This window comes from Mastigocoleus sp. MO_188.B34 (genome assembly GCF_030065675.1).
In the GTDB taxonomy this organism is placed as follows: Bacteria; Cyanobacteriota; Cyanobacteriia; order Cyanobacteriales; family Nostocaceae; genus Mastigocoleus.
The window spans coordinates 1-17,103 of sequence record NZ_JASJDK010000156.1 but is presented as its reverse complement, the minus strand read 5'-3'; the positions used below and the strand labels follow the sequence as shown (position 1 = coordinate 17,103).

Annotated in this window: 15 protein-coding genes and 1 pseudogene; 8 read left to right on the top strand and 8 right to left on the bottom strand. The window is 35.6% G+C overall.

Annotation, left to right across the window (positions count from 1 at the left end; genetic code table 11):
* Nucleotides 1–124 (top strand): annotated as a pseudogene (locus tag QNJ50_RS25490) (IS630 family transposase); the annotation flags it as partial.
* A gap of 287 nt (nt 125–411) precedes the next feature.
* On the top strand, nt 412–1,482 hold the full coding sequence (gene mtnA / locus QNJ50_RS25485) for an S-methyl-5-thioribose-1-phosphate isomerase (protein WP_300641198.1): 1,071 nt from the start codon (nt 412–414) through the stop codon (nt 1,480–1,482).
* Between the two features lie 369 nt (nt 1,483–1,851).
* Here mtnA and QNJ50_RS25480 read toward each other — a convergent pair whose 3' ends face one another.
* The 5 genes from QNJ50_RS25480 to QNJ50_RS25460 form a co-directional block, all read right to left on the bottom strand.
* Complete coding sequence (locus tag QNJ50_RS25480) at nt 1,852–2,403, bottom strand: hypothetical protein (protein WP_300641196.1); 552 nt, start codon at nt 2,401–2,403, stop codon at nt 1,852–1,854.
* A 53-nt stretch (nt 2,404–2,456) separates the two neighbouring features.
* Nucleotides 2,457–2,642 (bottom strand): hypothetical protein, encoded by a 186-nt coding sequence (locus tag QNJ50_RS25475; RefSeq protein WP_300641194.1) that lies wholly within the window; start codon nt 2,640–2,642, stop codon nt 2,457–2,459.
* Between the two features lie 75 nt (nt 2,643–2,717).
* Nucleotides 2,718–2,891, bottom strand: coding sequence for a hypothetical protein (locus QNJ50_RS25470; protein WP_300641192.1), 174 nt, complete (start codon nt 2,889–2,891; stop codon nt 2,718–2,720).
* A gap of 52 nt (nt 2,892–2,943) precedes the next feature.
* Nucleotides 2,944–3,156: a DUF3598 family protein gene (locus tag QNJ50_RS25465; RefSeq protein ID WP_300641190.1), complete on the bottom strand. Its 213-nt coding sequence runs from the start codon at nt 3,154–3,156 to the stop codon at nt 2,944–2,946.
* 87 nt (nt 3,157–3,243) lie between these two features.
* Nucleotides 3,244–3,477 carry a hypothetical protein gene (locus QNJ50_RS25460; protein WP_300641188.1) on the bottom strand — a complete coding sequence of 78 codons (234 nt, stop codon included), beginning with the start codon at nt 3,475–3,477 and terminating at the stop codon, nt 3,244–3,246.
* 146 nt (nt 3,478–3,623) lie between these two features.
* Between QNJ50_RS25460 and QNJ50_RS25455 the strand changes: the two genes are divergently transcribed.
* Both QNJ50_RS25455 and QNJ50_RS25450 read left to right on the top strand, forming a co-directional pair.
* Entirely contained in the window at nt 3,624–4,805 is a 1,182-nt protein-coding gene (locus QNJ50_RS25455) for an aldo/keto reductase (RefSeq protein ID WP_300641186.1), read from the top strand.
* Nucleotides 4,806–5,324: 519 nt separating this feature from the next.
* On the top strand, nt 5,325–5,717 hold the full coding sequence (locus tag QNJ50_RS25450; RefSeq protein ID WP_300641184.1) for a hypothetical protein: 393 nt from the start codon (nt 5,325–5,327) through the stop codon (nt 5,715–5,717).
* On the opposite strand, the gene QNJ50_RS25445 is transcribed toward QNJ50_RS25450, so the two are convergent.
* Nucleotides 5,710–9,258, bottom strand: a complete 3,549-nt coding sequence (locus QNJ50_RS25445; RefSeq protein ID WP_300641182.1) for an AAA-like domain-containing protein — start codon at nt 9,256–9,258, stop codon at nt 5,710–5,712. The genes QNJ50_RS25450 and QNJ50_RS25445 overlap by 8 nt on opposite strands.
* 230 nt (nt 9,259–9,488) lie before the next feature.
* Between QNJ50_RS25445 and QNJ50_RS25440 the strand changes: the two genes are divergently transcribed.
* Nucleotides 9,489–10,079 (top strand): hypothetical protein, encoded by a 591-nt coding sequence (locus tag QNJ50_RS25440; protein WP_300641180.1) that lies wholly within the window; start codon nt 9,489–9,491, stop codon nt 10,077–10,079.
* A 253-nt stretch (nt 10,080–10,332) separates the two neighbouring features.
* Entirely contained in the window at nt 10,333–12,231 is a 1,899-nt protein-coding gene (locus QNJ50_RS25435; protein ID WP_300641178.1) for a serine hydrolase domain-containing protein, read from the top strand.
* Nucleotides 12,232–12,325: 94 nt separating this feature from the next.
* On the opposite strand, the gene QNJ50_RS25430 is transcribed toward QNJ50_RS25435, so the two are convergent.
* Nucleotides 12,326–13,762 (bottom strand): AAA-like domain-containing protein, encoded by a 1,437-nt coding sequence (locus QNJ50_RS25430; protein ID WP_300641176.1) that lies wholly within the window; start codon nt 13,760–13,762, stop codon nt 12,326–12,328.
* 294 nt (nt 13,763–14,056) lie between these two features.
* Between QNJ50_RS25430 and QNJ50_RS25425 the strand changes: the two genes are divergently transcribed.
* Together QNJ50_RS25425 and QNJ50_RS25420 are read left to right on the top strand one after the other, a co-directional pair.
* Nucleotides 14,057–14,806: a superoxide dismutase gene (locus QNJ50_RS25425; RefSeq protein ID WP_300641174.1), complete on the top strand. Its 750-nt coding sequence runs from the start codon at nt 14,057–14,059 to the stop codon at nt 14,804–14,806.
* A gap of 604 nt (nt 14,807–15,410) precedes the next feature.
* A complete protein-coding gene (locus QNJ50_RS25420) occupies nt 15,411–16,190 on the top strand; it encodes a superoxide dismutase (RefSeq protein ID WP_300641172.1) in 780 nt (259 codons plus the stop codon).
* A 122-nt stretch (nt 16,191–16,312) separates the two neighbouring features.
* Here QNJ50_RS25420 and QNJ50_RS25415 read toward each other — a convergent pair.
* A partial coding sequence (locus QNJ50_RS25415) for a Smr/MutS family protein (RefSeq protein WP_300641170.1) occupies nt 16,313–17,103 on the bottom strand: 791 nt, incomplete at its 5' end.

The window sequence follows — 17,103 nt, the reverse complement described above, 5'->3', positions numbered from 1 at the left end:
AATCAAGGAAGTTACTGCTTGGGAAATACAAAGAAATCAACGCGATCGCACAGTTGATTGGCAGTTTACTACCACAGATGCGCGGATTAAACTTAAACGACTTTATCCCTCAATTATTTCTTGACAGACTACTAGGCTGCTCAAATTTGTTTTCTGAAAGTGTCAAAAATGATAAATGTTAAGAATTAAAAATTGATAACATTATTCTTGACAACAGATATTTGTCACTGGTAATAGGTCATTAGTTAGTGCTCATTGGTCATCAGTAAACGACCATTCGTAACCAGTAATCATGGGCTGGTTACTTGTCATTAGTCAATTGTCATTGGTAAATAGACAAAGAGCAAATGACAAATGACAACATAAATACCTTTTACCTGTCCTAATTTCCTGCAATTATTCAACTTAATCATGTCCCAGAACAGCCCAGTTTATCCCATAATTTGGCAAAAAGACTCTGTTTTACTAATCAACCAAACTCGTTTACCCAATGAGTACTCTTTTGTCGAAATTCACCGCAGTAAAGATATGGCTCAAGCAATCAAAACAATGATTGTTAGGGGTGCGCCAGCAATTGGTATTGCCGCAGCATACGGAATGTATTTTGGGGCAAGAGAAATTGAAACAAACGAGCGTCATGAATTTTTGCAACAATTAGAGAATGTTGCATCTTTACTACGTTCCACTCGTCCCACAGCAGTCAATTTATTTTGGGCAATTTCACGTATGTTAAAGGCAGCATACGAAACCATGGGTACAGTTGAAGAAATTAGGGAAACTTTACTGCAAACTGCTCAAACAATTAATAACGAAGATTTACAAACTTGTTTGGCGATCGGCGATAATGGTTTAAAAATATTGCCGGCTTATCCAGAGAAATTGACAATTCTCACCCACTGTAACGCAGGGGCTTTGGCTACTGCTGGTTATGGTACGGCTTTGGGTGTCGTACGTTCGGCTTGGAAAGAAGGGCGTTTAGCACGCGTTTATGCAGATGAAACTCGTCCTCGTCTTCAAGGAGCAAAACTTACTGCTTGGGAATGCGCTCAAGAAGGTATCCCTGTTACTGTGATTACAGATAGCATGGCTGCTCATTGTATGCAGCAAAACATGATCGATCTAGTAGTAGTTGGTGCTGATCGAATTACGGCTAATGGGGATACTGCAAATAAAATTGGTACGTATAATTTAGCACTAGTAGCCCGAGCCCATAACATACCTTTTTATGTTGCTGCTCCTATTTCGACAATTGATTTTTCCCTAACTGCAGGTAGTCAAATTCCAATAGAGGAACGTCACCCAGCAGAAATTTATCAAATTGGTGATAATCTTCTTACACCTGGTGGCGTAGAGTATTATAATCCTGCTTTTGACATTACACCGGCAGAGTTGATAACTGCAATTATTACCGAAAATGGTATATTTGCTCCTAACGAGTTAGCACTATGCCAATCAAGAGAAAATATTATGGAAGTTTTTTAACGTCCAACCTAATTTGTTTTGAAACTCTTCATCCTCAGCCTAAAGGTTTGAGGATTATTTGTGTATTTAGATTTAGCAAGAGTGAGATAGGTTCGCACCTAAGTAGTGGCTAAATCTCTCCTCAATAAGTTGTGAGATAATTTATTTACAACAAATAAGGGCGAATTATGATGATTCAGGTGCTTTTTATAGCGTGACATTCGAGGAATTTTATTTATCAAAATATCATTCTCAAAACTAAATTTTTGTTTACCCCTAGTGAAAAAAGAGAACCAACATAGATGTATCTTCCCATCTATAGGAAGAGCAAGCCTAGTAATAATAGCGACTTTTTATAAAAATATTTCGAGTGTCTTTCCGTAATCTGGATTAACTTTTTTTATTACTAATATCTGCTGCTTCATTAAATGTATAACTATCCCAAACATTTTTGCCATCAGAACCAGGTTTTTGAAAAACATAGGGACGTTCAGGCATAGACTTAAAATATTCTTTATCAAACCAAAGACCTGTGATGGTAGATTGATAAGGTTCGCCCACTTGTTGAATTTGGATCGCACCACTTTTCTCATCAATGGTTATCAAGTGTCCAGTTAGACCATAAATTGCTTTTCCGGGAAAAATATTGCGACGAGAAGCTGTTTCTGATGGTGGTTTCATAATCCCACGATAAAATTGATCCCGTTTTTGAGGAGGAATACCTGCTCTGGCGTCCTGAATTGCCCTTTGTGTAGCATCAACTCGATACAATTCTGCTAACTTGATCGGATTGGTTTCTGCTTCGTGATGATTTCTTGTTTGATTTTCTAAGACAATCTCCCAAGGAACAAACACTGTTTCGATCTCACAGATATGATTTTGTAATTGTTTCAGAATTTCTGCTCCATTATCGACAGGTTCATCATAAAGAAGCTTTAACATTATCAAAAGAATTCGCTCTCCCTTATTTATTTTTTCACTATTCTTAATTTTTTCTAAAATTTTATGGATTCTGTCTTGGCTAACTGAAGGAATATTTTGTTTTGGCTAACTGAAGGAATATTTTGTTTTAATGCATTCCAATCAATATTATTATTATTGGAAAGATAGCGCTCTTCGATAATATTTGCTATTTTCATCCAGATATCATATCTGGGTTCCACAAATTCATTTAAATTCATCTAACTAAAACCTAATTTTTTGATAAGTTGTATCCATTCTTGTACCTAAATGATGCCAAATTATTATAAATAATTCTATATATTTGAAAGTTGTAATAATTCAAATATTAACCCAAAATAAAATCCTTCTTTATCGTATTTAACGCTCAATTGTTGTAATTGAGAATCTGTTACCAGCCAAAAGGAACCAGCCTCTAACTTTTTAGCTGACCATGCAGTTGCACCCTGTTCAAAGAACAACGACTTCATTAATGGAAATGCTGGATGAACAATTCCGTCAGTTAATACCTTATGCTGTTTCTTAGACTGCCAATTTTTTTTCTATTTTACCGTCAGCGTATATATGGCGGTTACTTTGATGAATTATTGTTTTTTCTGGATTGCTGCGGAAACTTCTCAGACTTTGAAATGATTCCATAATCTCTCCTGTAGGAGAATATCTTGTCCAAATTCCGTGCCAATCTCGCATATGGTTTGCGATGAAATTCTGCCAGTTTCGCTCTTTTAATTGCATCTTTTTTGGCTCGACTTATTTCCAAACAGCACAAATTTTTTCATTATGGATCTTAAGTAGTTTATATTTAAGTTTTATTTCATATGTTTAACGAGTTTTATTATTAACATCTAAAAGCCAAATCTTTTCCAATAAAGCAATTCGCTTGCGTCTCACAAAAGCACGATACTTTTGGTATCCTAGAGTGCCAAGCAAAACTAAAATTGGGATCAAGGCAATTAAAGAAACAATTGTTCGAGTGTCAGTTATTACATGGTATTGTCCTTCTGGTTGAACCTCTACGGCATTAGTTTTGTTTTGATTTTGTGGTTGCGATCGCATTTTTCTGAGAAATCCTTTCTTAACAACTCTTTTTAATTCATCGTCAATTGGGTAAATTCCCGAACAAAGGAAACTAAGAACCCCAAACCAAGTTACGCTCGAAGGTTATAAATTAAAAGTAGGATGTCACTACAACCACCAACATCATGCTGTACAGACGTTTTGGGCGCACAGAGCTACAAATGCCAGTTTTTTCCTGCGGGGGGATGAGATATCAATTTAAATGGCAGGATATACCACAACAACAAGTACCTGCTGACAACCAAGCTAACTTGGAAGCAACTATTAAACGTTCTGTAGAATTAGGGATTAATCATATTGAAACAGCCCGTGGTTATGGTAGTTCGGAAATGCAATTAGGACAGGTGTTACCGAAATTTCCCCGCGACCAAATAATTGTTCAAACCAAAGTTTCACCCAAAGCCGATTCCCAAGTATTCCAAGCAGACTTTGAAAAATCTCTGAAAAATCTCCAGTTAGATTATGTTGATTTGTTAGGAATTCATGGCATTAATACTGCTGAACTATTGGATTACAGTATTCGTCCCGGTGGTTGTTTAGACGTAGTAAGAAAATTACAAGCACAGGGGAAAGTTAGGTTTGTTGGGTTTTCCACCCATGGCCCTACTGATATTATTATTCAAACTATTAATACTAACCAATTCGATTACGTTAACCTCCATTGGTACTATATTAATCAAGTTAACTGGCAAGCAATTGAAGCTGCAACCCGTCATGATATGGGGGTATTTATTATTAGTCCCTCGGATAAGGGTGGTAGACTCTACGATCCACCACAAAAGTTAGTAGATCTGTGTGCACCCCTATCTCCTATGGTATTTAATGACTTATTTTGTTTGAGTCATTCGGATGTACATACTCTTTCTCTGGGTGCATCTAAGCCAACTGATTTTGATGAGCACCTGAAAACTTTAGATTTATTGGATCGATCTGACGAAATTCTACCGCCAATTTTAGCAAAGTGGGAAAAAGCTGCTATTTCTACTTTTGGGGAAAATTGGGTAAAGACTTGGCGGGTTGGTTTACCAAGACACGAAAAAACTCCAGGAAATATTAATATTCGCACCATTTTGTGGCTGCGAAATTTAGCTCTGGCTTACGATATGCACGAATATGCAAAAGTACGTTACAACTTGTTGGGTAACGGGAGTCATTGGTTTCCTGGTAATAAAGCAGATGGGGTGGAAAATTTAGATTTAAGGGAATGTTTGCGTAATAGTCCCCACGCAGAGCGAATCCCCGATTTACTTCGCGAAACACATAAGTTGTTGGGGGGTGCAAAAGTGAAGCGTTTATCGCAAAGTTAGGAGTTTTCAGGCGATACATTCAAGCTTAATAATAAATAATTTTTTTTGATAAAATCCGTAGCGTTCGCTGAATTTTTGCAGTTTGCAATCTTTTCTTGAAACTACAGCAATCCTAAATTATTGATTTATATCATGTCCAATAAAACACTTGCGATAAGGTTCGTAGTAGCGCTTTAGCGCCATAGTAAAGATATTGGCGCTCAAGCGCTAATACAAACAAACATATTTTTTCATAAGTAATTAAGCGGACGTCATATTACCTGTTCACAAATCAAATATGATTGCTATATTTGCAGTTGATTAAAATATAAACTGTTTCGATAAGGTTAGTTAATTAAGAAAACACCACTGATTTTTTCCTATATTCAATATCATCATCCTGATTTTTGATTACTTCTGATATCTGATTTTTCCCTATTGGTTTCTCTATTCGTGTAAGTCATTATTGGGACATAAAGCAAATAAACAATAAATTTGCTTTTCAGAACACATTAATTCTCAAATTAAAAGGTAATCAAAATGCAAGTTAAATCTTTTATCTCTTCTGCTTTATTGTTAGGTATTGTTGCTTTTTATCCTGCTATCAATACTCAAGAAGTTGCTGCAAAACCTTCTCCTAAAAAGCCTTATTGTACTGTTGCTTCTAAACAAGGTGGTCGCTATTGGACATGGACTGGGTCTAGCATAAACCAATCTTGTACTTTCGCAATGTTTAAAGTTTTAGAATTTGGTCAAAGTGTAGATAGAGCAACAAAGGGAACCTATAAAGCTAATGGTTTAAATAGAGCAAAATTACGTTGCAATCAAGGTAAAAAGAAAGTGATTGGTTCCGGAAGTTCTGTGTTTGAAAATGGTATCAATATGGCAAGTAAATTAAAGTGGAATGGTTGCACTTTGAAAATTACTAATTAATTTTATTCTGTTGATTACATACTTCCTGCAATTCATTTTGTTCAGGATGAATCGCTAAATAATCTCCCAACCAACCGCAACCCATTTTCATTAAATCATCTAATTTTAAATCTAATTTCCATAGCTTCACGGTACCATCTCTACTAGCTGAAGCTATGGTTTTTCCATCTGGACTAAAACTGATTTGAGTAATTTTGTTTAAATGACCTTCCATTACTCTTAATAGTTGACCATCTTTAAGATTCCAAAGTTTTATTGTGTTGTCAAAACTACCAGAAGCTAAAATTTTGCCATTTGGACTAAAACTAAGACTTCTAATCCATTCACGGTGAGCTGTAATAGGTTGCAATTCTTTTTCATTTTCTGTATCCCAAATTTTAATTACACCTTGATCTCCACCAGTAGCAATTAATTTACTGTCGGGACTAAAAGCTAAAGCGTGTAAATAACCCATACCTGTATCAAAAACCCCGGACATCCGACCATTATTTATATTCCAAAATATTACCCGACCATCGGAACTTGCTGAAGCAAATTTTTTACCATCTGGACTAAAACTAACAGCTCTAGCTGTATGAACGTGACCTTGAAGAGTTTGTAATAATTCTCCATCTTCAGCGTTCCATATTTTGACCGTGCGGTCATTACTTGCAGAAGCTAATTGTTTACCATCAGGACTAAAATTGACACTGTAAACTATTCCTGTATGACCTTTACGGGAGTATATTTCTGTGCCATTTTCTAAATTCCACAGTTTAACTGTTTTATCGGAGCTTCCAGAGACTAATAATTTACCATTTGGACTAAAGCTAATATCTATAATATTTTTTGTATGACCTTTTAAAGTTTTTATTAATTTACGATTTTTAATATTCCACAGTTTAATATTGCTATCGGTACCAGCAGCAGCGATTATCTTACCATCCGGACTAAAACTAACTGCTGAAACCTCACCATCATTTGTAAGTAAAGTTTGTGGTTCTGTATCCTCAAGCGACCATATTCTTAAAGTGCGATCGCCAATTGAAAACAGTTTCTTACCGTCAGGACTGAAGGTGACATTACGAATACCACCAGTATGACCTTTGAAAGTTTGCGGTCGAGTGTCTGGGGTATTCAAATTCCACAGCCTTAATGTACCATCACTTCCAGAAGAAACCAGTTGCTTTCCATCGGGACTAAAGTTCACACCCCAAACTAGACCTCTATGGTCGGGGAAGTTTTCTATTTCATCACCATTTTCAAGATTCCATAACTTTACTGTACTGTCTTCGCTTGTAGAAGCAAGGATTTTCCCATCAGGACTAAAATCAACGGTTCTGACACCACTTTTATGACCTTTAAGGGTTTTGAGTAGTTTACCATCTTCAACGTGCCAAAGTTTGATTGTATTATCTCCACTAGCAGAAGCAAGAGTTTTCCCATCAGGACTAAATTTGACGTAAGTAACCCAACGAACTGGTTTACGATGAGCGGGAATTTCTTGGATTAATTTACCATCTGCAACATTCCACAGTTTCACCCAACCTCTCGAACTAGAGGAAGCAATTATCTTCCCATCAGGACTAAAACTAATACTTCTTACCCAGGTATTATTATGAGCAAGAATGGTTTTTAAAAACCTACCATTTTCTACATTCCAAAATTTAATCGTACCGTCTCTACTACAAGAAGCTAAAGTTTTCCCATCTGGACTAAATCTAACATTCCAAATTTCATCACTATGACCTTTAAGGGTATGAATTAAATTTCCTTTGATATCCCAAATTCTGACTATAGAATCGGTACCACCAGTAGCGATAAATTTACCAATTGGGCTGACAGTAACATCTGTAAGGAGAGAGTTTTCAACTTCTATACGATTCTGTTCTCTGACAAGGGATATTGATTGACTTAAAGTCTTTTTAATTTGTGTTCGGGTTTCTTTTTGAATAGGAATCGGTTTGGCTAAATCTTTTATTTTGTTTGCAATTATTAATCCTTCTCTGAGTGCATTAAATGGTTGTTCGTTAATTGTATTTTCAATAGCTGCACTTTTAAAAGAAAGATTCGCTTCTGTTCTTTCTCTACTTGCTTTGATTAATTCTAACCCTGTAAATAAAGCAGTAACCAAGGAAATAATAAAAAATATACTACCGAAAGTTATAGTCTTCTTTGCTTTTTTCTGAGCTTGAGTTAAAGTATCGTTCGCTTGGGCTAATATTTTACTTTCTTCTTCTTTAATATCTAAATTTATTTGAATTTGTCGCTGTTCTAATTCTTGAGAAGCAGATAAAAAACGGTAATCATTTGGACTTAATTGTTGGTTATTTGCCCAGGATAAAGCATCTTGTAAAGCTTGTCCTTGTAGGAGTCGGGATTCATCTTGAAAATTAGAATCTACCCACACATTAAAATTTTGAGAATAGGGACGTAAATTTGCTAATTGTTTTTCAACCCAATCGTGATTAAAAATATTTTGGTAAATCGAATTATAAACTTTCAATCTACCTTGATTCTGAACTACTAAACCAGATAATCTTAAATCAGTTTGTTCTAAACTACCATCAGCCGTAACTTCTTGCTGCTGTAAACTCTCTTGATATATCCCTAATAATCTACCGGCTTTATTTTCGTTTCTTAAAATTCTGTCACGAATCGTTTTTAAATGCTCCGGCTCATCTTGATTTTCCCAATTATCAATAATATGCTTCTGGACTATATCTGAGATTGATTTAGAGCTAAAAAGATAATCTTGCTGAGCATAGTCTTGATAGGCATAGTCTTTAATTATTTTACATAACTTCTGTGTCAGAAATGGCTGTCCACCAGTCCAATGCAATATTTCCCTAATAGCTAATTGGGGATTATCAACTTTACCTCGTAATCCTTTTACTAAAGGTTCTACCTCATCAAGTTTAAATCCCTGTAATTCTATCGGTTTACCAATGTTAAAAGGTGTTTGAGTTTTATCTTTAATTAAATCGCTAGGAGTTGCTACTCCCAACAGCGCAAAAGTTAAACGTTTATATGCCCGATTATCAGCACGTTTGTTATAAAAAAATCTAATTAAGGCAAAAAAATCATCTAGAGAAAAACTTTGACTCAAAACCCTATCAATTTCATCTACAAAGATAATAATTTGCTCTTCAACTTCAACTAATAAAATTTCATCAATAAATAAATTTAAACGCTGTACAGGTGAAAGTAAATCTCGTCTTTCCTTCCACCATTTACGCCAATTAATTTTGTTATTTAGCTGACAACTACTAACTAAAGATTGGATAATACCAGCGTACCATTTTTCCGCCGTTACATCTTCCTTACCAATTCCAGTTAAATCAATAAAAGCACAAACAATACCATCAGCTTGTAAGCTTTCCATAGTTCGGACTCGCAAGCTAGATTTACCCATTTGTCGGGAGTTAAGTACATAACAAAATTCACCAGCTTTTAAATTTTCATAGAATTCTAAATCTGCTTTACGGGTAACATAACTTGAAGCTTGAGCCGAGAGACTTCCACCAATTTGATATTCGTAATCTGATGGTGATTTAATCATAGGTAGAGGAAATAAATGATTAATTGTGAGTATAGTATATTGAGTTTTAAATTATTTAAATAAAAAATAAATACCTGACTTTATCCTATTTTTTAATGCTTGGGAATACCTGATTTTATCCTATAGAGTTTCATCTCAAAAAACTAGAAAATTAGATTCATAAGCAAGTTGAGATATACACAACTGCTTTTACTACTATTTAGATTATTTATTACTGGATATTAACTAGAATGAAGCGTATTCTCATTGCAACTTTCACAAGTCTTGCTTTCGCAACACCTGTTTTAGCAAAACCTTTGGCTCCTTCAACCTTGGTACCTCAGACTCCCAGCACTGGTCCATTTTTATCTCAACTCGGTAGTACCAAAGCTTATGTACCGATGAAACATGCTTCTGAATCGATAAGTGGTAATACTTCCTTTTATCATGTTCTAGCAACAAAGTCAGGGAACCTGAACATGAAGGTCAAAATAGGCATGAAATGTCCTACTGGACGTACCGTTAACTACCTTGCTTATATTCTTAATGGTGAAATCAAAACTGTGGTAAGCGGTACCACAAAAGCCAAATCTTACGATCAAACCATCACCATACAGCCTTTTTCCCTTAAGGATTTTGAAGAAGCCGGTCAGCAAGTTTTTGGGGGTTGGGTAGGTAACAATCCGCACCCAAATCACGAAAAGATAGTTAAAAAGACTTTGAAAAAATCTATTCCAGTGCAGGGTAGATGTTCGGGTTTAGCTACACAAGTTAAGTCTTTTCCCGTCACCGTGACTGTTACATTCGAGGACAAAGATTTTCACTTTGTACCACCAGGATAAACCTTTAATTTGAATCGATTGGAATTAATGTGCCGATCACAATTAAGCTGTTGTGCATTTAAAACGCACAACAGCAAGTATTTGGTACGGGTACTTATCCTTCCTTTTAGTTAATACCTATCTTTACTTGCTCCTATGGATTCTCACAGCGGATGGATTGGAACATCAAAACATAAATTTTGGCGTTTTTTAATAGCTTTGAATTATTGATTATTAGAGTTTAATGATTATGAAAACTGTTAGAGCAAAAAAATTGCCTTCGTTCACTCAACTACTATTATTTGTTACTTTTACTAGTCTTTCTCTTTCTACTGCTGTCTTTGCACGTCCGGTTAGAAATAACCCAGTTTCCAAGCATCAAGGACCCTGTCATAATTCTGTTAGCAATGAGATAAATGAATTAGTAAAAGATGCAGTAGTAAAAAATAAAATTCCCGGATTAACAGTCTCGGTTTCCAAAAATGGTCGCATGGTTTGTAACAAAGGTTATGGTTACGCAAATTGGCAGAAAAAAACTCCCATGACACCACGCTCGCGATCGCAAATTGGTAGCGTATCAAAAGTTATCGTCACCGCAGGGATGATGAAACTACTAGAGCAAGGAAAGGTTTCTCTACAAACACCTGTGTATGGTGCAAATGGTGTTTTAAAAGGTACAGCTTATCAAAAAGCTATGGGTCAGGGTACCCGTCGCTATCGCCCGATTATTGACATGGCTGTTGGTAAAAACAAACGGGTTTTTACTTGGTACTTTGATGGTAAAGTAACTCAAGGTAGTTCTAAGGATTTAGATAAATATTCTCAACCACAAAACTTTACCGTACCACCAGGACAAAGTTTTAATAGCATTATTGCTATCGCCAAAGGAGGAAGCCAAAATCGGGTTTATGCTTGGTACGATGATGGTAGTTACAGTATTGGAACTCCAACTGATTTAGATGCCTTTGAATACAAAAAGAAAAAGAAGAAAGGTGGATTCAAAGGCTATAGGATACCCAGAGAAAATCAAAGAGATAATATTGTCGGAATTGGGATGGATACCAATAAAGAAATTACCTACACTTGGTATCATGACGGTACGATAAGTTCTGGTTCTGTCACCAATTTGAAAAGTCGATGGACAAAAAAATACACAACTCCTGGTAACTCTTCTCGACGTTACAATATTGTCGGTACAGCAGTATCTGGAAACAATGTAAAGCTTGCTTGGTATAGCGACAAGAAAGCAAGTAAAGGTAGCACAACAAATTTGAGTTCAATCAAAGGTTTATATGATTACCAAGGTCGAAATATTGAAGGTTCAATTAGTAGTTGGTTGAATGAATATAAGAACATTCAAGTTCGTCACTTACTCAGCCATACTTCCGGTTTAACCAGAAGTGGTGTAGAACCACAAGCTGCAATCAAATACAACAAATCTTTTGATAAATATACAAATCCCCTTCCTTACCGACTGACACACCTCTATGTCTTAAGTACTCGTAAACGTCTATTTGCTCCTGGAAGTCGCTACAAATACTCCAATCACGGTATCGGACTGATAGGATTTTTAATTAAACAAATCAGTGGGGATTCCTATGATATCTTCTTGAAAAAGCATATCTTAAATCCCATCGGACTTGGTAACGTAATTGCCAGAAGAACTGTTATCAACCCAAATCTTGATGCAAATCCCCATAGTTTCAGGAACGGAAAAATCATAACTCAAAAGATTCCTACCAAAAACCATCCTGGAAGCGCAGCTGGTTCCTTAAAAGCAACCGCAGGGGATTTAGTACGATTCATGCTCGCTACTGATAAATTACCAAATCATAAAGATGTTCTCAAACCAGAAACCATTGATTTGATGGAGTCACGTCCATTTCCTAGCACTGCTCCCAATGTAGCTCATGGATGGCATATTAAATGTAAGGATAGCGCTTGTACCCAGAGCAAATTATCTCACAGTGGAAAAACTGGGGGAGGAACTGCTTATATGGTCAAGTTCAAGAATTATCAGCTTTCTAATATTGACGTGAGCGGAATTAACGTGGCGATCACAACTAACTTTGGTAAGAGTAGTAAACTTAGTAAACTAGCACACAATATTGCTCGTAAATTGGGAACAGCAAATATCCCTGAAAATTACGATTTATTGAATGTAGAACCCTAGTAATATTTTGATTAATTCCGACAACTTGTAGAGACGTAGCAGTGCTACGTCTCTGTACAATTTTGGAGGTAAACAAAGCAATCAAAAATTTTTCTTAGACCAAAACCCGTTGAAAATATTCCCGATATAAATTACACCTGGGTACAACATGATTATCCTGCCGCTCGACTAAACCCATACTGTGTAACTTATAAATTCCGATTGAATTTAATTCAACAGGCAATGATGAATTAACCACTTTATTAAAAGCTTCAGCTAAATTTGGAGATTGTTGCAATGCCTGTAAATATCCCCGTAGATGATTGCTGTAAATACCTGCTTCTGTAGAAGCTGACTGTAATAATTCTTCCAATTTCAGGTTTTTTGCAGCTACTTGGTACATTGCTAATCTAACTAAAAATGGATGCCCCCCAATTAATTTCATCATTTCTTTCACTATTGCTTCATTCCAACTTAATCCGTGTATGGAAGCTAATTTGATAACTTGCTGTTTATCAAACTCTACTAATTCCACAGGTACACCTGCATTAAATAGTGATTGATTTATATCCAAGGGAACATAAACTTCTGTTGAATGGGCTAAAACCAAGCGGAGATTTTGCCAAATCGGGGTAACTTTTGCTTTCTCGTGCCAGCTTCGCAGCATTCCGAAAAAGTCTTCAATCACTTCTGAATAACAGAAAATTTTATCTACATTATCTAATGCTAATACTATAGGATTTTCTGTTTCTGTAAGTAAATATTCTTCAAAATAAACCGTACAATTATCATTACTACCTAAAATTTCTGCATCCCAATAATCATTTAATTGATTTTCTAACTTTAATTGTCTGCTAGCCATAATGGAAAGCCAGCGCAGGAATGTATCTAAATTAGTTAAAATTCTGCGCTCGACACTACTTAAATCTAAATAAACAGTTTGATAATTCTCACCTGTAGCATGAGCAATAATTCTGTTCATTAAAGAAGTTTTACCCATCAATTTGGGTGCTTTGATCCTAATTAAAGAACCAGGTTTAGTAATTGTTTGGTAGCAAAGATTTTCTATATTATTTCGTTCAATATAAAAAGAGGAATCTGGTGGTACGGAACTCTCTGGAAAAGGTAGCTGCACCACTGGAGATATTCGCGATTCTAGATTTTTTTCTATATCTAATTTTTTTTCTACATCTAGATTCTCAACAGCAGATGAATCATTTTGTTTTTCCCATGCTCTACTCAGCGCTGCTTTAAAATTCTTTTTTGTGACTTTTTCTCCCAATGTTTTAGAAAGTTTGTGCCATAATTTATTACCTACATCTTTATTTAGATACTCAGCACTGTAACCATAATTTAGTGCCATCTCATCATAGGTTTTCTCTTCCCATGAACCCTGAAGTAATTTGATTTCAATATCGCTGAGATGTTTACCTATACTCTGGCACAAAGTAAGATCAGCAGTTTTTTTAGCATCGCTCCAAGTAAATTCGGATTTTGAATTGACATCCTTTGGACTTACACCGAAATGTGGATCGTAGGAGTTATTGAGCATTTGAACTACTATACTACACTCCAAATATAAGTATAAACAATAACTTGAATTCCTTTAATATACCTGACTTTTGATAAATTAGCTCATTAGTATCAAGAGTCATTTCTGTAGACATCACATATCTGGGGTAGAATTCTTCATGCTTATAAAAGCATAATAATTGATATTTATTTACGTAAATTAATACATGCCCCAAAATTGCAAAATCAGCCAAATTATTGAATATTTACTTTGTAAGCTGATTCTAAGACAATAAGTATTGAAAATTGCTAAACATTTTTACAGGAAAAAGCTGTGAATCTCAATCGCCGCCATTTTCTCATTTTATTTGGTACCTGTGCAGCTAGTTATACTTTAAACGCTTGTGCATTTGCAGAGGATTCTCCCAAAACAGAAGAAGTCACTAAGGTTGCATCTAAAACTGAGTCCGGTGTAATTAAATTATCTCCATTGCCTTACGCTTATGATGCATTAGAACCACATATAGATGCAGAAACTATGCGTTTCCATCACGACAAACATCATGCAGGTTACGTAAAAAATCTCAATGCAGCATTAAAAAAACATCCAGAATTAAAAGATAAAAATATTGAAGATTTATTAAGGGATCTTGAAAGCGTACCTTCTGATATTCGTCGGACAGTGCGTAATAATGGTGGCGGTCATGTAAACCACTCCATGTTTTGGGAAATTATGGGACCCAATGGTGGAGGTGAACCTACAGGTGCGATCGCAGAAGCCATCAAAAAGGAATTTGGTAGCTTTGAAAAGTTGCAAGAAGAATTTAACAACGCTGGTAAAAGTCGCTTTGGTAGCGGTTGGGCTTGGTTAGTTTTGGGAAATAATCAGAAACTGGAAGTGATGACCACAGCAAATCAAGATAGTCCTTTCTCTGAAGGTAAATATCCAATTATGGGTAATGATGTATGGGAACATGCTTATTACATCAAATATAGAAATCGTCGTGCGGATTATTTAAAAGCTTGGTGGAATGTATTGAACTGGGATGAAATTAACAAACGATTTGCTAAAGCAGTTGCATAAACAAAGCAATTTAGTTTTTTTATGGTTAACACCAGAATTTGGAAAAATTGAACTACAGCACAAATAAGTAACGAAATATTAAGGGACTTTGAAGTTAAAAGAATATTATTTATTAGGGCGCACATATGTGCGCCTCTACCGTCGATTCACAAATTAAAATCAACTGAAATTAACTTGAATCAGTAATTTTAAATTAGTAATAATGAATCAGATATTTGTGCTCAAGTCAAATGCATAAAATTTGAGTTTGTGAAGTTTATCATTATCTTTTTATAGTAATAATTGTTTGGGTTAATTAGTTTATTTATTCATATTGATAAACGGAAACACTGATGTAAAAGTAATATATTTATCTTTTCTCTGTGTCGCTAAAATCACATGATAAATCTACTGAAAATATTTAATATTTAGCTTATAATTGGCTCCTGAAGCGATAAATCTTGAAACAAATACAGCAATCTCTTTAGAAAAATGAATGATAATTCTATTACTTTTTTTTGTTTTATTTTTTTATTTTAATTTTAATAACAAAAAGAACTAATAGAAGAATTAGTTTATTCATAAACTATATGCGATCGCTGTAAATTCGTTTATAGGAAAAACAATGAATTTAAATAGGCGTCATTTTCTCTCTTTATTGGGTGCGACTGCGGCTGGCTTAGCATTAGAAAATTATGCTTTTGCTCAAACTCCTTTGGATCCTCAACTAATAAGTCAAGCAGACCCTCAACCAATCGGGACTGCAGTATTACCTCCTTTACCCTATGCTTTAGACGCATTACAGCCATACATAGATGCAGAAACCATGGAGTTTCACCATGGCAAACATCATAAAGCTTATGTCAGAAATCTAAATGCTGCTTTAGATAAATATCCCCAACTAAAAACTAAGAGCATCGAAAATTTATTGCGCAATCTTGATCGCATACCTTCTGATATTCGTACAACAGTACGTAATAATGGTGGCGGTCATGTAAACCACTCCATGTTTTGGAAAATTATGGGACCTAATGCTGGAGGCGAACCTACTGGCGCAATCGCAGAAGCAATTAATAATAGTTTTGGTGATTTTCTGACATTCAAGGAGAATTTTAATAAAGCTGGCGGCGGTCGATTTGGTAGCGGTTGGGTTATGGTTATTCTCGATGGTGACGACGATGATGATAATCGCAAACTGAAAATAATAACCACACCCAATCAAGATAGTCCACTAATGGAAGGTAAATACCCAATTATGGGTAATGATGTGTGGGAACACGCTTATTATCTAAGTTATAGAAATAGTCGTGGCAAGTATTTAGAAGCTTGGTGGAATGTTGTTAATTGGGAGGAAATTAACAAACGATACGCCCAAGCTATTGCAGTAAATAATGATGACGATTAAGAACAATTAGGTGTGTAGACGGGTTAGAGTTCTAACAGTTTTTAATCAAGGGATTGGGGTTTAATTAATAGTTTTTTGCCAATTTGACTTATTTTTTTTGACTTATTTTGTGGAATTATTTTTTAATTAACATAAGCAATAGTTACACCCGTACCACCGTCAACCTGTTCCGCAGCTTCAAAACGACTAACTCGCCGATGTTGTTTTAAAAATGTTTGTACCCCTTGACGCAATTTACCAGTTCCATGTCCGTGAATAATCCAGATTGGTCCGGTGGCTTCTGAAATTGCTTTATCAAGAATAATTTCGGCATCAGCAACCCGTTTACCCCGCAAGTCAAAAGTATTGCGAGAAGTACGAATTTCTGGGGTGGATTGGGAAGAATTTACAGGTTTTGGTGCAGACGAAGATTTCGAAGTTGATTTTGGAGGTGCTGATTTTGTTTTTGCTATTGGCTCGGCTTTTTCACCATCCAAGGATTCAACGTCTTCTAGCTTGACATTCATCTTCATAATCCCGAAACGGACGGTTAGTTCGCCATCCGCACCCGGTGCAGAAATTACTTCAGCAGTTTTCCCTAATTTGCTAATTCGAATGCGATCGCCCAGTTTCGGCAAAAATCCAGCTTTAGGTTTTTTTGGTTGCTTTTTGGGTGTGTGCTTTTGAGCAATATCATTAATTGCATTTGTCGCTTTCTGAGCCTCTTGGGCGGTAGGTTTCCCTTGTTGTAAGCTACGGATAACTTTAGCAATCTCAGCCTTCGCTTCATTAACTGCTTGCTGTACTGCTACTTCTTGGGAGAGTCGTAAAGATTTTTCTCTTTCTTCTAAGTTGGCACTTTTTTCTGAAAGTTCTTTATACAAACGCTCGGTTTGTTTTAATAAATTTTGTGCTTGTGTGGCTTTAGTTTCTT

Excerpts from the sequence above, each read along its gene's own strand:
- mtnA (WP_300641198.1), top strand. The coding sequence starts at position 412 with ATGTCCCAGAACAGCCCAGTTTATCCCATAATTTGGCAAAAAGACTCT.
- QNJ50_RS25480 (WP_300641196.1), bottom strand. The coding sequence starts at position 2,403 with ATGTTAAAGCTTCTTTATGATGAACCTGTCGATAATGGAGCAGAAATT.
- QNJ50_RS25475 (WP_300641194.1), bottom strand. The coding sequence starts at position 2,642 with ATGAATTTAAATGAATTTGTGGAACCCAGATATGATATCTGGATGAAA.
- QNJ50_RS25470 (WP_300641192.1), bottom strand. The coding sequence starts at position 2,891 with ATGAAGTCGTTGTTCTTTGAACAGGGTGCAACTGCATGGTCAGCTAAA.
- QNJ50_RS25465 (WP_300641190.1), bottom strand. The coding sequence starts at position 3,156 with ATGCAATTAAAAGAGCGAAACTGGCAGAATTTCATCGCAAACCATATG.
- QNJ50_RS25460 (WP_300641188.1), bottom strand. The coding sequence starts at position 3,477 with ATGCGATCGCAACCACAAAATCAAAACAAAACTAATGCCGTAGAGGTT.
- QNJ50_RS25455 (WP_300641186.1), top strand. The coding sequence starts at position 3,624 with ATGCTGTACAGACGTTTTGGGCGCACAGAGCTACAAATGCCAGTTTTT.
- QNJ50_RS25450 (WP_300641184.1), top strand. The coding sequence starts at position 5,325 with ATGCAAGTTAAATCTTTTATCTCTTCTGCTTTATTGTTAGGTATTGTT.
- QNJ50_RS25445 (WP_300641182.1), bottom strand. The coding sequence starts at position 9,258 with ATGATTAAATCACCATCAGATTACGAATATCAAATTGGTGGAAGTCTC.
- QNJ50_RS25440 (WP_300641180.1), top strand. The coding sequence starts at position 9,489 with ATGAAGCGTATTCTCATTGCAACTTTCACAAGTCTTGCTTTCGCAACA.
- QNJ50_RS25430 (WP_300641176.1), bottom strand. The coding sequence starts at position 13,762 with ATGCTCAATAACTCCTACGATCCACATTTCGGTGTAAGTCCAAAGGAT.
- QNJ50_RS25420 (WP_300641172.1), top strand. The coding sequence starts at position 15,411 with ATGAATTTAAATAGGCGTCATTTTCTCTCTTTATTGGGTGCGACTGCG.